This is a genomic window from Gordonia sp. GONU (genome assembly GCF_024733855.1).
Lineage (GTDB): Bacteria > Actinomycetota > Actinomycetes > Mycobacteriales > Mycobacteriaceae > Gordonia > Gordonia amicalis.
The window spans coordinates 32,509-45,586 of record NZ_JANRHB010000008.1 but is presented as its reverse complement, the minus strand read 5'-3'; the positions used below and the strand labels follow the sequence as shown (position 1 = coordinate 45,586).

General features: G+C 65.8%; 22 protein-coding genes and 1 tRNA gene. 4 read left to right on the top strand and 19 right to left on the bottom strand.

The window, feature by feature from the left end:
• Nucleotides 1-69: 69 nt before the first annotated feature.
• From NWF34_RS09960 to NWF34_RS09890, 15 genes are all read right to left on the bottom strand, one after another.
• Nucleotides 70-387, bottom strand: coding sequence for a YegP family protein (locus NWF34_RS09960; protein WP_258324889.1), 318 nt, complete (start codon nt 385-387; stop codon nt 70-72).
• Entirely contained in the window at nt 384-704 is a 321-nt protein-coding gene (locus NWF34_RS09955; protein ID WP_258324888.1) for a hypothetical protein, read from the bottom strand. Before NWF34_RS09955 ends, NWF34_RS09960 begins: the two co-directional genes overlap by 4 nt.
• Nucleotides 697-1,851: a hypothetical protein gene (locus NWF34_RS09950; protein ID WP_258324887.1), complete on the bottom strand. Its 1,155-nt coding sequence runs from the start codon at nt 1,849-1,851 to the stop codon at nt 697-699. The genes NWF34_RS09955 and NWF34_RS09950 overlap by 8 nt, the downstream gene beginning before the upstream one ends.
• Entirely contained in the window at nt 1,848-2,690 is an 843-nt protein-coding gene (locus NWF34_RS09945; protein ID WP_258324886.1) for a PD-(D/E)XK nuclease-like domain-containing protein, read from the bottom strand. The genes NWF34_RS09950 and NWF34_RS09945 overlap by 4 nt, the downstream gene beginning before the upstream one ends.
• Nucleotides 2,687-3,274, bottom strand: coding sequence for a hypothetical protein (locus tag NWF34_RS09940; protein WP_258324885.1), 588 nt, complete (start codon nt 3,272-3,274; stop codon nt 2,687-2,689). Before NWF34_RS09940 ends, NWF34_RS09945 begins: the two co-directional genes overlap by 4 nt.
• Complete coding sequence (locus NWF34_RS09935) at nt 3,271-3,486, bottom strand: DNA repair protein RadA (protein ID WP_258324884.1); 216 nt, start codon at nt 3,484-3,486, stop codon at nt 3,271-3,273. Before NWF34_RS09935 ends, NWF34_RS09940 begins: the two co-directional genes overlap by 4 nt.
• Entirely contained in the window at nt 3,483-3,749 is a 267-nt protein-coding gene (locus NWF34_RS09930; protein WP_258324883.1) for a hypothetical protein, read from the bottom strand. Before NWF34_RS09930 ends, NWF34_RS09935 begins: the two co-directional genes overlap by 4 nt.
• Nucleotides 3,746-4,210, bottom strand: a complete 465-nt coding sequence (locus NWF34_RS09925) for a hypothetical protein (protein WP_258324882.1) — start codon at nt 4,208-4,210, stop codon at nt 3,746-3,748. The genes NWF34_RS09930 and NWF34_RS09925 overlap by 4 nt, the downstream gene beginning before the upstream one ends.
• A gap of 85 nt (nt 4,211-4,295) precedes the next feature.
• Nucleotides 4,296-4,901: a hypothetical protein gene (locus NWF34_RS09920; protein WP_258324881.1), complete on the bottom strand. Its 606-nt coding sequence runs from the start codon at nt 4,899-4,901 to the stop codon at nt 4,296-4,298.
• The gene (locus NWF34_RS09915) at nt 4,898-5,116 is read right to left on the bottom strand and encodes a hypothetical protein (protein ID WP_258324879.1); all 219 of its coding nucleotides are present in this window, start codon (nt 5,114-5,116) and stop codon (nt 4,898-4,900) included. The genes NWF34_RS09920 and NWF34_RS09915 overlap by 4 nt, the downstream gene beginning before the upstream one ends.
• Nucleotides 5,113-5,391 (bottom strand): hypothetical protein, encoded by a 279-nt coding sequence (locus NWF34_RS09910; protein ID WP_258324878.1) that lies wholly within the window; start codon nt 5,389-5,391, stop codon nt 5,113-5,115. The genes NWF34_RS09915 and NWF34_RS09910 overlap by 4 nt, the downstream gene beginning before the upstream one ends.
• Nucleotides 5,388-5,846, bottom strand: a complete 459-nt coding sequence (locus tag NWF34_RS09905; protein ID WP_258324877.1) for a hypothetical protein — start codon at nt 5,844-5,846, stop codon at nt 5,388-5,390. Before NWF34_RS09905 ends, NWF34_RS09910 begins: the two co-directional genes overlap by 4 nt.
• A 119-nt stretch (nt 5,847-5,965) precedes the next feature.
• A complete protein-coding gene (locus tag NWF34_RS09900) occupies nt 5,966-6,748 on the bottom strand; it encodes a phage antirepressor KilAC domain-containing protein (protein ID WP_258324876.1) in 783 nt (260 codons plus the stop codon).
• A gap of 60 nt (nt 6,749-6,808) precedes the next feature.
• Nucleotides 6,809-7,129 (bottom strand): hypothetical protein, encoded by a 321-nt coding sequence (locus NWF34_RS09895; protein ID WP_258324875.1) that lies wholly within the window; start codon nt 7,127-7,129, stop codon nt 6,809-6,811.
• A 259-nt stretch (nt 7,130-7,388) separates the two neighbouring features.
• Nucleotides 7,389-7,643 (bottom strand): hypothetical protein, encoded by a 255-nt coding sequence (locus NWF34_RS09890; protein ID WP_258324874.1) that lies wholly within the window; start codon nt 7,641-7,643, stop codon nt 7,389-7,391.
• Nucleotides 7,644-7,868: 225 nt separating this feature from the next.
• On the opposite strand from NWF34_RS09890, the gene NWF34_RS09885 reads away from it, so the two are divergent.
• From NWF34_RS09885 to NWF34_RS09870, 4 genes are all read left to right on the top strand, one after another.
• On the top strand, nt 7,869-8,786 hold the full coding sequence (locus NWF34_RS09885; protein WP_258324873.1) for a hypothetical protein: 918 nt from the start codon (nt 7,869-7,871) through the stop codon (nt 8,784-8,786).
• Between the two features lie 366 nt (nt 8,787-9,152).
• Nucleotides 9,153-9,584: a hypothetical protein gene (locus NWF34_RS09880; protein ID WP_258324872.1), complete on the top strand. Its 432-nt coding sequence runs from the start codon at nt 9,153-9,155 to the stop codon at nt 9,582-9,584.
• Nucleotides 9,585-9,652: 68 nt separating this feature from the next.
• Nucleotides 9,653-10,069, top strand: a complete 417-nt coding sequence (locus tag NWF34_RS09875; RefSeq protein ID WP_258324871.1) for a hypothetical protein — start codon at nt 9,653-9,655, stop codon at nt 10,067-10,069.
• Complete coding sequence (locus tag NWF34_RS09870) at nt 10,066-10,296, top strand: DUF3263 domain-containing protein (protein WP_258324870.1); 231 nt, start codon at nt 10,066-10,068, stop codon at nt 10,294-10,296. Before NWF34_RS09875 ends, NWF34_RS09870 begins: the two co-directional genes overlap by 4 nt.
• On the opposite strand, the gene NWF34_RS09865 is transcribed toward NWF34_RS09870, so the two are convergent.
• The 4 genes from NWF34_RS09865 to NWF34_RS09850 form a co-directional block, all read right to left on the bottom strand.
• Nucleotides 10,274-11,401: a site-specific integrase gene (locus NWF34_RS09865; RefSeq protein WP_258324869.1), complete on the bottom strand. Its 1,128-nt coding sequence runs from the start codon at nt 11,399-11,401 to the stop codon at nt 10,274-10,276. The genes NWF34_RS09870 and NWF34_RS09865 overlap by 23 nt on opposite strands.
• Nucleotides 11,402-11,596: 195 nt before the next feature.
• Nucleotides 11,597-11,974, bottom strand: coding sequence for a hypothetical protein (locus NWF34_RS09860; protein ID WP_258324868.1), 378 nt, complete (start codon nt 11,972-11,974; stop codon nt 11,597-11,599).
• A 110-nt stretch (nt 11,975-12,084) separates the two neighbouring features.
• A tRNA-Ala gene (locus NWF34_RS09855) sits at nt 12,085-12,157 on the bottom strand.
• A gap of 111 nt (nt 12,158-12,268) precedes the next feature.
• Nucleotides 12,269-13,015, bottom strand: a complete 747-nt coding sequence (locus tag NWF34_RS09850) for a DsbA family protein (protein ID WP_258324867.1) — start codon at nt 13,013-13,015, stop codon at nt 12,269-12,271.
• Nucleotides 13,016-13,078: the final 63 nt, after the last annotated feature.

Here is a 13,078-nt window from a genome sequence, read left to right as displayed (position 1 = left end):
CGCATGTGCGGCAGGTGAGCCAGAGCGTCCGGTCTGCGTTCCTTCTGCGGCGGAAAGGGTTCCAGCTCATCAGTACACCGCCCCGATGCGTTCGATGTTGCCGTGGCGGTCGTGGATGACCAGACGCCACGGCACGACGAGGATGCGGAGTGCATCAGCCGTCAGCTCACGCTCCGAGATGATGCGCGACGCGTACTGGGCGTCGATGGCGTTGAGTGCCCCGGCCCGCCGCTTGTAGCCTTCACCGCTGGCGAGGATCGTGTTGTTGCGGGACTTACACCGCCAACGCCACTCAGGCGTCTCGGAGTCGTACGGCCAACCAAGACCTCGCACGTCGTACACCTCGATGGTGCCGCGATACTCGGCGGGCTTCTCATAGACGATCATGATTCGGCCGCCAGGAGTTTCGCGTCGGCCAGCACCTGCGCGTATCGAATCCAGTGATGCCGGACGTGTTCGTACGCTTCAGGCTTGTCGGCGGTCGCGTCGAACAGTGCGCGCGCGGCCTGCTCGACCACGTCCTCGGTGGCGGCCTGCGAGGCCTCGAGGCGTGCTGCCCGCTCACGCAGCGACGTAGCGGTCTCCATGTGCAGCTCGGGACGGGTCACCCCGGCGTCCATGCCGATGCCCTCGATCACCCCGGCGGCACGACGGACCTGCTCCGGATCGGTGTGGTCGACCAGCTGGTCCTCGGCGTCACGCATCGCCGTCGGCTTCGCTGAGCGCGGAGACAGTGTCGACGAGCACGGCATCCCCGCGGCCGTCGGCCTCGCCCTGGGCGACGAGTGCCTCGAGCTGGCCGATCACGTGCAGGCATTCGTCGGCGGTCAGCGGGGTGTCGTCCTCGACGGTCCGTTCGATCAGCTTCTCGGTGACCGTCTTCCGCTTCGCCTTCGCCGCGGCCGAGTTGCCGGTGATCCCGGCCCGCGCGAACAGTGCGGTGAACCGCTTCAAGTCGTCCTTCGACGGGGCGGCGGTCTCGGATTCGGTCGACTCCCCCACCGCTGCGGCTGCCTCGGCGGCCGGCGCTTCTGCCTCGGCGGCCGGCGCTTCTGGCTCGGGTGCGGGCTTCGGCGCGGTGATCGAGGGAGACGACGTGCCCATTCGGGCCCGCAACGCGGCCACCGCATCGACGGCGGGCGCCGCCGAGGCTTCGTTCCGAACTCGTCGCGGACGCTCGTCATCGTCCGAGACCGCTGTGTCCGGGTCGTCGGCCGAGAACCCCATCAACACGTCGGGGGCGAGGTCCCGGCACACCTCCATCAGCGCCTTCGCCTTGAGCATGGCCTGGGGGTCGGTCAGGTACTTCTCGTTCCCGACCAGCTTGCCCCACTGGTTCTTCCGGTAGTCGCCGGTCTTCTCGTCGATCGTGGGGACGTACCCGGCTTTCTCGGCTCGTTCGATCGTCCAGGTCGACTCCGCGGTCCGCCCGTCCGGCGCGGCACCGACGACCGTCACCGCTTCGTCCGACTGGCTCTTGATCGCGATCTTGTAGCCGCGACCCGTCAACAGCGCGGCCGCCGTGCGGGCGTAGATCGCCGGTCTCCCGCCGACCGAGAAGATGTTCTGCAGCGCCTGCGGCGCGTCGATACCCAACGCGTTCCCGTAGATGATCGCCGCGGCCGCGTTCCCGATCACCTCGTCGTCGGAGCGGTCCTTGTTGACCTTCGCCCCGACGCGGTAGATGTCGGGAACTGCTGTGGTGTAGCACATTCCGCGTGCGAACTGGGCGGCGAGTTTCATGTCCTCGACCTGCTGGGCGAGGCGGACCGACGCCGCGGAACGCGTGACGGGTGTGGCGGGGAGAACGTCGAGCCCGGCGTCGTCGGTGTGTGCGAGGTCGGTGGTCATGCTGTAGCTCCTTCGATGAGGGTGGTTGCTCGGTTGATCGCGCGGTCTGCTTTGTGTCGAGACCACTCGGGAAGTTGTGCGACACGCAGCCTTTCGGGGAGGCCTGGCCACGTGTCGGTTCTCTGGCAGTGGGCGAACAGGTTGATCGCGGCGCGGGTGAGGTCACGTCCGGTGCCAAGGTCCTTGGCCGACAGCTCACACACGTCGATCAGGTAGGGCGGGTCCTTTTCGACGGCGACGAAAACGAACAGGTCGACGTCGATATCGGCGCACTCCGCGGTGTGCAGGTAGTGGGCCGCGGACTGGTGGTAGCTGTACGACTCGATCGACTTATCGAAGTGGCCGGCGTCGGCGGTGGTCTTGAGGTCGACGAACGTGGTGCCACGAAACCAGTCGGGGCGGCACCGTATGCGCGCACCGGTCGTAGGGTCGTGCGCCCAGATCGATTGCTCCGCGACACCTTCAGAGAAGAGATATCCGGCCAGCGGATGCGAGTGAACGGCCCCGGCCAGATCCTGCGCCTGCCGGAACACGTGCTTGAGGATCGGCACCTTACCGGTGTCGTACGCAGCTTTGCGCGCCTCCTGGGCGGCCTTCGTCTTCCAGTCCTTGGCGTCAATGACCGAGAGTGACGCACCCTCGCCGAGGATGAGCAGGTGCGCCACATGCCCGTAGTCGTAGGCCTTCGATTCCTTGCGGAGCGCGTACCGCAGCTTCGCCGGCCCACCCGGTTCGAGGATCGTCTTAGCGCCCGTCGACGAGAGCGAATCGCGGTCGGAGTGGTACAGCTCGTCGCTGAGTCCGGCATAGATCCCGTCCTCGGCGGGAACGGCGGTCATCTGGCACCTCGATTCGTGAGGGCGTCCCACCAGTCGCGGGACCACTGGGCGTCGCCGAGCGCGGTGTGCCGGTGGTACATCGGTTCGCCGTCGGGGTCGACCATCGGCATCACCTGCGCGGCGAGGTCGTTGGACCGCCAGGGCACGTCGACCGGCAGACCTGGCGACCCGGCCTCCTGCTTGCGGGCGAGGAGGTATCCGATCGTGAGAGCTTCGAGGTCGATGAGGTGGTAGTGCCACGACGGCGCGAGACCGTGCCAGTTGTTGAGCAGCCGCTCCAGCATGCCGGCGTCGAACGCCGGGTTGACGCCGACGATGTGCGCGCCGTACAGGGCGGCGTGGATGATGCTCGCCGCGCCGGACCGCGTGTACACGTGCATGCCGCTGGCACTGCCGAAACGGGCGTCGTGATCGGCGCGGAACTTCTCAGGCAGGTCGTCAACCAGACCCCAGCCGTGGTCGATGTGGAGGTGCACCGTCGACTCGGTGCCGTCGGCGCGGCGGATGATCGCGGCGAACTCCCAGATCTCGTCTTCGACGGTGAGGCCGGTTGTTTCGGTGTCGACGAACGCGAACGTCGTCATGGGCATTCTCCTTGGTGTGCGAGATTGCAGTGGGGGCAGACGGATTCGCCCTTACGGGCTTCGATGTCCTCGGCGCGAAGTCCGACGACACCGCGTGCGCAGTCCTGATGCATGAGGACGGTTTTGTCGTATGCGATGAGGTCGCCCTGCCCCCACCAGTGCCCGCAGTCCGGGCACTTACCGGGCCACTTCGCCGGGAACGCCCCGCTCACGACGCCCTCCTCGCCGCGGCCTCGTGCCAGTCGTTGACGGCGGTGATGGTCTCTGGGTCCTGGGCGAGCTGGTTGACCGGGTGGGACGGCGCGAGGTTGTTGCCGATGACACCGGCGAGGGCGGTAGCCGCGGCGAGCGCGAGAGTCGCGTGCACCTGGGCGCGCGCCGCGATCTCCGAGTGCTGGTTCGTCGTGAGGTCGCGGTCACGCTCGATGAACGCGAGCATGTCCTCGGCTTCGCGGTAGTGCTCCGCCCCGGTCATGCGTCACCGTTGAATCTGACGTACGCCTTCTTGTTCCGGAGCCGCACCTCGAACGCGGGCGTGAATCCGCCATGCGACCGTTTCGGCATCGACACCAGGGTCGCCGGGCGGACCTTGTCCTGTTCGGGTGTCGGCGTGTAGCACACCCACTGGCCCGGCCATTTGCGGCAGTACTCGATCAACGCCGCCCGCGCCGGCGGGATCGGACGCCGCGTCCTACCCTTTCCGGTCTGTGCTTTCGGGAGTTCGTCGACGGGAGCGAACGGCAGTTCCGACACGGGCCTCGGCGCCGACTCCACCACGGCTGCGGGCGTGGGCCGGGGTGCGGGCTTCGCAGCTACCGGCGGCAGGTCGGGTACGGTCGGCGTCGGAATCCCGGCGCGTCTCGCGGCCCGCTCCTCGCGGAGCGCTTCCAGCCGGTCCGCCCGTTCGTCGTCACGGTCGAACTGAGTGACTGTCACTGACTTTCCCTTCGTGGGTTGATGATTCGGAGACACGGGATGCACACCTCGCCGCGGCACGGATCGCCACAGCACGCGCATTGGCTCACGGTGCTGCCTCGACAAGTGCGGTCAGCGCACGGACCCGGGGCACGCGGTCGTCGTAGATGCTGGGATGCTCGTTGGCGCGACGGATGTAGTCGGCCAGCTCGGCGGCGAACTCTGCGCGCTCCTCTGCGGTGAGCACGCCCCACGTATCGGGCAGCGCCGGTTCCTCGTCGCCATAGATCGCGTCGGTGGCAAGGTCACCGCCAGGGCTGCCTACGAGGGCGATGTGGGCCCTGCGGTCGTAGAACGCTGCCTTGTAGAAGACGTTGGCGCGCTTGACACCTCGCTCATCGAAGATGTGCGACCACATTGCGTGATCAGAGGCACGCTTGGACCATCCGGCCGGTAGTTCGGCGTGGCAGAACAGGTCGTCGTAGTCTTCACCGCGTTGAATTCCAACGGATTCGAGCGCCTCCCAGCCGTCGATGCCGGCCATGTCGCTGGCGGAGCGATAGTGCGGCAGCGCCTTGATCGGCAGCATCTCGGAGGCGACCAGCTGTCGCTGGCCAGTCGCCTCCATGCCCTCGATGTATCCGCTGGTGCCCTCAGACAGGCTGCCCATCAGGTGGATCAGCGGGTCACGGTCCCGGGTGTTCTCGATCATCGGATCTCACCCCGATCAACCGCCAGGAACGTGAAGTCGTCGGCGAGTTCGTCGTCGTCGATCTGCTCGAGGTCGCGGTCGGTCAACCAGCGGGCGATGCGCGGGAGGTAGCTGGCGGCGATCGCGGCGATCAGCATCCACAGGACCGCGGACGCCAGGAACGACGTCGGGGTCGGGGTGGTGCGGATGAACAGGGTGTCGAGGAGCGTGGTCATGCGGTGGCCTTTCGGGTGCGGGAGCGGGGCGACACTCCGGACGCGGGCGGTTTCTGCGGTGTGCGGGCCTGGCGGGACTCGATGTCGAGGGCTTCCTGGATTTGTGCGCGGGTCATGGCCCATCGGTGGCCGACCTTGCATCCGGGCCAGCGTCGTTGCCGCAGATACCGTTTCACCTGTTCCTCGGACACCAGCTGGGTTCCGTCGGACGCGGTGAGTGTCGCCACCACCTCGGGTATCGACAGGGGTCGAAGGTCGTCGAGAACATCGGTCACACTGCACCTCCCATCCCCGGAAGTGTCTGTGCGCGCGCCAACTTCAGACAGGTGGCGCACTCCAGCTTTCCCTCGGTCCGATGCCAGCGACGCGACCATCCCCAGACCGATTGACTGCGCCGATCGCAGACACTGGCGACCTTCCGGTCGCCCGGTTCGGCCCACTCCGAGTTCTGCGCCTTCGCCTCGTCCTCATCCAGGGGAGTCAGGGGCACAAGGTGCAGCGACGAGGCCCCCCGACTGAAGGTTTCCGCTGCCCACGCATATCCGGGCGGTGTCGGCACGGGCTCGACTCCCCACTTCGGAGAATGCGTGCACTCACCGAAATCCTTGGGGATTGGCTTCGCCATCATCCGCATGGTGTAGCCGAGCTCTTTGTCACGCTTCACCATGCGGGCGTTGCCCGAAAACTCGGTCCATGCCTGTTTCTCGGTGATGGTGTCCTCGGTCATCATCGAGACACCGCACATGCAGCCACATGGGGCGAACCTCGCCCAGTACACCTTTCGGGCGGGGAGAACTTCACCGCCGACGGTGAAGGACATTCCTTCGAGGAAGAACTCGCTGTCGGTGCTCATGCGTCGACCGCCTCACGGACAGGCGCCGACAGGGTCGACTGGGTCAGCTTCTTCCGCAGGAACTCGACGCCGGCGGGCCGGACGAATGTGGTTGCGGTCGGAACGGTCTGGCCGGTCTTGCGGTTCGTGTAGGTCTGCGGCACCACCTTGAAGTGGTGCTCGTACCGCTGGTAGGGCAGGTTGTTTCCCTGCAGCACACCCAGGCGGCGGAGCTCGCGCATCATCACGTTGCGACCCCAGCCGAGCACCTTCGCGGTGGCGTTCATCGAGTAGGTGCCGTCGGACTCCATCAGCTCGTCGAACGCCTCAACCTTCGGCGCATCGGCCGCGACCTTCGCCTCGAGCTGGTGGATCTTCCGGCCCTGGATCTGCAGCGCGTGGAGGACGATCTCGTCCTCGGTCATCGGCAGCGCCGGGGCCGAGGTCTCGGCTTCGCGGGTCTTGATCGCGAAGTACGCCTGCGCCGCGGCGACCTCCGGCATGTTCGGGTCACCGTTCATCGCGACCAGGTAGCAAGCGAAACGGGAGAGGTGGAAGTTGGCTCGCGGCCGACCACCTGTCCCTTCTTCGGTGATCTCCGAAAAGCCCCCGGGGTGACCCGAGTTCGACGCAGACGACTCCGCGCGTCGGATGATCTTCGCGAAGTCCTCCCAGCGCGAGTAACCCATGAGCGGTTGAAGGTCGCGGGCGGACCAGTACCCGGTTCCGTCAGCCCGGGTTCTTCTGATCGCATCGAACGGCGACCTAGCGCCATCGTGCGGGGTGATATCGTGAGACACGAACTTCTCCTTTGTCAGATGTTCTGGGCCACCCGGTGTTCGCGCACCGAGGTGGCCGTTTCATTCCTGAGGTTTGGTGGCCGGGGCGGCTTCCCCCGCCCCGGCCTGCGCGACCTCCACGGGGCGGGGGACCCCCTGGTCGCGCGCTCCGCACCCGCAGCTGCGGGCATCGGAGTGGTCTACGAAGTCCGCGGTGAGAGCGCGAACGACGGAACGATCCGGTGCCGGCCGCACCTCGATGTCGCACAGCGGGATCGGGAGACGGGACTTCGCACCGTCCGGCAGCTCGACCACAGCGTCCGCGCATCGGTTGCTGTAGGACTCGACACCGAGCACCGGGTACGCCTCACGCTCCGTCGGACGCCACACCGCCGCGGTCATGACTGGCCCCGCGGTTCGTCTGCGCGCACTCGCCGCGAGCACGCAGTGCAGTCCTCTGGCCCGATATGCAACGCGCCGGGCCTGAATGGCTGGAGCGGTCCGAGGTACGACAGGTGCGCTCGCAAGATTGCCCACTTGCCGCAGAGTGCGCGGATCATCGTCTGCCCGGGCTCTGTCTCGCGGTAGAAGTGGAACTTCCGCTGGTTGCCGTGCATCGGCGCCCAACCCTCAACGATCTTTGGCTCGGTCTCTGTCTCGCTCACGCCGCGCTTCGCTTTCCGCTGCTCGAAGCGACAAGCACCCGAGCCGTGAAAAGCGACCCAGGAGGGGCGTTCAGCGCCTCCTCAATGCGGCGCGCGGTCTCGGGCTTGACGGTGTCGCGGGCTGCGCGACCACGGGAGCGGAGGAAGGCGATGGACGAGACAGAACAGCCGGCCTTCTCGGCCAGCGACTCGTTGGTCTCGCCCCGGAACTTCATGTAGTCCCGGAACGCCTGCTTGCTGATGAGCCGCACCCAGAGCCTCCCTGTGTCGACTGGTCGAATGTGCGTGATCACTGTAACTCTCCCTTGCTGCTTGGTCAATCACCAAGCAGCATGTAACCACGTTTAGTTACACCGCACAAGACTTGTAACTGCGAGAATCGTGCAGGTACCGAAATCACATCGAGGGAATTTGTAACCGCCACGGTTACACTCCGACTATTCGAACAAGCGGCAAGCATGGGAGCGTCTGGAACCGTGAGCACGTTGAGTGAGCTGCTGAACAGCGGCACAGTGACCGCCCGCCAGGCGGCCGCGAAGGCGTCCAAGAAGGGCATCAAGCTGCCCTACGGGACCATCGCGGCCTACTGGTCCGGCAGCCACGGCCGCCCCTCGGCAGCCACACTCTCGAAACTCGCACAGGTGGTGCCGTTCTCCGAGAAGCAGCTTCAGGAGGCGGCGTGGAACACGACAGCTCCGCTTGGTCCGTACACGCCCCCCGAAGAGGCCGCACTCCTCGATCACCGGCAGCGCCGCGCCCTGGACGAGCTCATCCGGAGCATCGCCATCCCGCGAATCGGAGCCGACAATGACATGGAAACTGATGAGGAACCGCGAACACCGCGCAAAGCGACGACGCGCAAGAAGACCGGCGAGGTGTCTACTGTCCAGCGCGACACTGATCGGTCCGCCGGTCGCCGGCTGGACATAGTCCGACCTGACGAATCAGCACGCGAACCGAAGATTCGGGCGCGCGCGATCAGGATCGAGATAGACGGGAGTGTGCACGCCGAGCCCGAAGACATCCCCGTGAGCGCGAGCACCCTCGAAGAAGCGCTGCAAGAACTACTCGACCGCTATACGGATCAGGGGTTCGTGGTCGACACCGACGACGGGGTCGCGGACACGGGTGCCGACGTGTTTGTGCACGGTGAGCGATTCGACATGGTCATCGAGCTCAAGGACTCGGACAGTCAGTTCAGGCCGTCGGCCGATCTCGTAGAGGTTGCAATGCGGTACGTCATGAACGCCCGGAATCGCGACGTGCAGGCCGCTTCAGACGCCGGCGCTCGTCAGTCCAACTATGAACTGGCGAACCGTCGCGGTGGCGGTACGTCCGAAGGTCGTCGGCGCCGCGAGGAGCAAGACCGCGACGCCGAGCGAGGTGAGGAGTGAGGGGACCGTACCGGGTTAACAAGGGATTCCTCGACGATTTCGACGCAACAATTCCATTGGGAGAGTTCCGAGGAATCGAATTCGAGATCCGCTCAGTTATCTGGTGCTACCGCGGTACAGTTCGACAGTTTGAAGTTGGGCTCTGGGCAGTTGTGGACGACGTCCGTTTCGAAGTCGCCTCGGTCGATTGTTGCGACTCATCGATCCACGTACACCGACTGCGCAGGTCGTCACCCAGAGACAGACAGCGGGATCGAAGACTCATCGTCGAGCTGCACGAAGGTGACCACGGTATCGTTGACAACGAGTACCAGGTCCAGATGGACTGGATGGATTCACACTGGGAAGCCTTAGCAAGGAGTTGGGATGACCTCTGAACGCTCCCTTGCGACCCGTCTATACGCCCGGATGTCGCGCGATCCGAGGTTCCAGAAGATGATGAAGGACGAAGGCATGTCCAGTGTCGTCGTCTGCGTGGCCTCAGACCTCGTGGACGACGTCGAGCGAACTCTACGGCGAAACTACCCGGATCGTCGTGTCGCCCTAGCAACGTACTTTCCGGACCGTCATGTCTTCGAGGTCACCTGGATGGAGTGGCACGACGAGCCAATCTCCGAGGATGAGACTCGACCAATTTTCACTCGACCTGACGATCAGACGATTGGTGAACAGGTAGTCCACATGAGGGCTGTGGAACGTCGCCGATATCAGGACTACCTCCGGTCGGGCGGTGCTTCACAGTCCAGATATCGCACCTATTCGACGAGGGAACTCGAGCGCGAGCTCGCATCGGCGTAGCTTAATTGCACCAATGTCATTCGGGCTCAACGCAAATCCTGTCGGTACGCGCCCCTAATGTCCGGTTCATGTATCACCCGTGGAGAGAGGCGCGCCGGCGGCCGCATCTGGTGATCGAGCACGTTCACCTGCCTGACGACCATCGTGGCTGTATCTCCGGCTCGACCGTCAGGCTCAACGCCAGCGATCTGCAGGCTGAGAGGCGCTGCACCCTCACCCACGAGCTCGTCCACGACGAGCGCCGCATCTTCCCTACCGACCACGTGCTGCGGGCGCGCGAGGAGCTGCGGGTCGAGCGCATCGCGGCGCGCCGGCTGATCGCGCTCGAGCGACTCGTCGACGCACTCGTGTGGACGCGACGCACTGAGGAGGTCGCCGAAGAGCTGTGGGTGGACGTCCCGATGCTCGTCGCGCTGGTGCAGTCCCTCACCGACGGGGAGCGCGCCTGGATCGACACCCAGCTGCGGGAGCGGGGTGTCGCGTGACCGACGACGAGAAGCTCATGCTCGACCTCGCAGGAGCGCGATGGAATTACGCCGGGTCACTCGAGCAGCGCGTCCGCGACGAGTTCGGTATCAGTCTCACCCGGTTCTGGCAGCGGGTCTCGCAGCTGTGCGACACCGAGGACGCGTTGGCCTACGCACCGGCCACCGTGAACCGGCTGCGGCGCATGCGCGAGACCCGGCAGGTCAGTCGAGCATCGCGCCGATAGCGGCGGCAGCGGCCTTTCCCGAGGTGCGGTCCAGGTGCCCGTAGGTGTGCACCGTGGTGGTGATGGACTCGTGGCCCATGTGCTGCTGGATCACCGGGAGCGGGATGCCGGCGGCGATCATCCACGACGCGCAGGTGTGCCGCAGATCGTGGATGCGGGGCCGCTTCGACAGTCGCGGGTCGGCGTCAGGGGCGGTCACCGTGCGCAGCGCGGGCAGCCACGCCTTGTTCTTGTACAGCTGGTTGGAGATCGGCCCGCCGTCGCGGGTGGGGAACAGCAGCTGGTCGGGATCCCGGTCGAGGTCGAGTTCGGCGAGGATCGCCGAGGCGATGTTGATGGTGCGGGTGCCTTTGCGGGTCTTGGTGTGCGCGAGCCGGCGCGCACCGTTCGATCCGGTGTACTTCCACGCCTTGTTGATGCGGGCGGTTTCCTCGACGGCGTTGATGTCGCCGACGGTGAGTGCGGTCGCCTCCCCGAAACGGGTGCCAGTCGCCACCAGCCACCGGGTGAGTGGTTGCCAGCGTTCGGTCATCGCCCCGCACAGGAGCGTGAATTCGTCACGTGTCAGGAACACCATCTCGTCGTTGTCGGTCCTGGGGAGTCGGGTGTGGTCGCACGGGTTGGCGGCGATCTTCCCGGCCCGGACCGCGTGGTTGAGCGCGCCGGCGAGGAAGCCGTGTTTGTTCGCGACGGTCTTGCCGGAGGCGCCGGTCGCGGCGAGGTCGTTGACCCAGCGGGCGATGGTGGTGTCGGTGACGGTCGCCAGCGGCATGGCGCCGATGGTGGGTGCGATGTCGTTGCGCACGTAGGAGCGGTAGCGCTGGCGGGTGGCTTCCTCGACACCGGTCAGGGTTTCGATGTGGGCTTCGCACCACTGGGTGAGGGTTTGCTTCACGATGCCCGCGTCGACGAGCCCGAGGATGCGCATGGCTGCGTCGGTGCCGAGGCGTTCGACGTTGATGCGGAAGGATTCGGCGGACTCGGCGTCGACGAAGGTGAGGGATCGGGCGCGGGCGGGTTGGTCGGCGGTGGCGGGTTGTCTCCACCGCACGTAGTAGGAGACTTCGCCGCTCTTCTTCGCGACACGCTTCTCGACGGACGCCATCAGTCGAGGTGCTCCAGATCGTCGGGGCTCCGCCAGCACACACTGCCGACCATCCAGGGCCACTGCGGCGCGTGAGTGACACACACCTTGGGCCAGGGGCGCCCACGGTCGTCGGGATTGATGCTCGTGAAGTAGCCAACGACACGGCCCGCGATATCGCCCTCGCAGGTTCGCACCCGGTCGCCGACCTTGAACTCAGGCATCACCACTCTGTCCCGTCGACGGCGCCCACAGCACCCGTGCGGGCAGTCGGGGCGTCTCATACCTGGGCGGCATCAGCGATCCCGAGAGACACTGCCAGCCGGAGGTACGGCGCTCCCACACGCCGCCGTAGTCGCACTGCGCGACCGGCGACGGCCCGAACATCTCCCGCACGAGAGAGAGGAACGGTAGGGCGGCGAGCTGCTCAGGCGTTTCAATGACGGTCGGGACGTGCTGCCCCTCCAGTTCGCGGATGCGGGCGATCATTCGTTCGACGTCGTCTGCAGAGAGATCGAACCGGTCGCCACGGATGCGCTGCTCGATCAAATCCAGATCGAAAGAATCAGACGGGTGCACGTCACGGGGAGGCATGAACCCAGTCTAGCTGGGCTTTCATGCCTCCCTGTGTATTTGCGATGTGTATTCGGTTCGTGTCCGGTGTGGTCGTGGTATCTGACCTGCGGTTACTTCCCGATATTCGGTGGAGCTAAGGGGACTCGAACCCCTGACCCCCACACTGCCAGTGTGGTGCGCTACCAGCTGCGCCATAGCCCCGTATTTTGTTGTTCCGCCCTGTTCAAGGGCACTAGGAAAGTTACACCACTGCCACGACGGCGACCAAATCCGCAGGAACCGGGCCCGATGAAGGGCCCGGTCCCTCCCGGATCAGGACTTGCCGGCCAGGATTCCGTCCAGCCAGCCGGTGCCGTCGAGCAGGTTCTCGACGGGCTTGCCCTCGTGCAGAACGCTCGGGGTGCCCACCTGGCCGGCGGCCTTCTTCAGTTCGTCGGTCGACTTCGTGGCGTTCGCCTCCGCCTGCGCGACCTTCTCGTTGTTCGTGATGCACGTCGCGGTGGCGGGGGTCGCACCCTGCGCCGTCGCGAGGCGGGCGAGTTCCGGACTGGTGATGTTGCCGGTGCCGTCCTCGGCCGGCTGGGCGTCGAACAGCGCGCTGTGGAACCGGAGGAACAGGTCGGTGTTCTGCTCCTGCGCCACACACGTGAGGGCACCCGCGGCCCGCGAGCTGTAGTCGCCCGTCGCCGATCTGGAGTTCAGGAAGTTGAGCGTGTGATACCGCACGCGCAGCTTGCCCTCGGTGACCGCGGCGGTGATCGCCGGCCCCGACTGCTGCTCGAAGAGCTTGCAGACCGGACACAGCGGATCCTCGAACAGATCGATCAGCGGCGCGTTCTCCGGTCCGACGATCATCGTCGAGCTTGACGCGAGCGCGGACTGGTCCGCAGTGCCCTTGTCGCGGCCACTCCACCAGATGCCGCCGATGACCAGACCCGCGATCACCAGGACCGCGATACCGCCGAGGACGTAGGTCATCGTGCTCGACGGCGCGCTCGGCTGATACTTCGATTTGGTGGCGCGGGGCACGGAGGCTCCCGACTTACGCTTTTCGCTCACGTAACGACAATATCCGCGCCGCACTGATAAGTCGCTGAGTGGATGCCCCCAGGTCGGCGAGCG

Coding starts and splice junctions, on each gene's coding strand:
- NWF34_RS09960 (WP_258324889.1), bottom strand. CDS start 387: ATGATCGTCTATGAGAAGCCCGCCGAGTATCGCGGCACCATCGAGGTG.
- NWF34_RS09955 (WP_258324888.1), bottom strand. CDS start 704: ATGCGTGACGCCGAGGACCAGCTGGTCGACCACACCGATCCGGAGCAG.
- NWF34_RS09950 (WP_258324887.1), bottom strand. CDS start 1,851: ATGACCACCGACCTCGCACACACCGACGACGCCGGGCTCGACGTTCTC.
- NWF34_RS09945 (WP_258324886.1), bottom strand. CDS start 2,690: ATGACCGCCGTTCCCGCCGAGGACGGGATCTATGCCGGACTCAGCGAC.
- NWF34_RS09940 (WP_258324885.1), bottom strand. CDS start 3,274: ATGACGACGTTCGCGTTCGTCGACACCGAAACAACCGGCCTCACCGTC.
- NWF34_RS09930 (WP_258324883.1), bottom strand. CDS start 3,749: ATGACCGGGGCGGAGCACTACCGCGAAGCCGAGGACATGCTCGCGTTC.
- NWF34_RS09920 (WP_258324881.1), bottom strand. CDS start 4,901: ATGATCGAGAACACCCGGGACCGTGACCCGCTGATCCACCTGATGGGC.
- NWF34_RS09915 (WP_258324879.1), bottom strand. CDS start 5,116: ATGACCACGCTCCTCGACACCCTGTTCATCCGCACCACCCCGACCCCG.
- NWF34_RS09905 (WP_258324877.1), bottom strand. CDS start 5,846: ATGATGACCGAGGACACCATCACCGAGAAACAGGCATGGACCGAGTTT.
- NWF34_RS09895 (WP_258324875.1), bottom strand. CDS start 7,129: ATGACCGCGGCGGTGTGGCGTCCGACGGAGCGTGAGGCGTACCCGGTG.
- NWF34_RS09880 (WP_258324872.1), top strand. CDS start 9,153: ATGACCTCTGAACGCTCCCTTGCGACCCGTCTATACGCCCGGATGTCG.
- NWF34_RS09875 (WP_258324871.1), top strand. CDS start 9,653: ATGTATCACCCGTGGAGAGAGGCGCGCCGGCGGCCGCATCTGGTGATC.
- NWF34_RS09865 (WP_258324869.1), bottom strand. CDS start 11,401: ATGGCGTCCGTCGAGAAGCGTGTCGCGAAGAAGAGCGGCGAAGTCTCC.
- NWF34_RS09860 (WP_258324868.1), bottom strand. CDS start 11,974: ATGCCTCCCCGTGACGTGCACCCGTCTGATTCTTTCGATCTGGATTTG.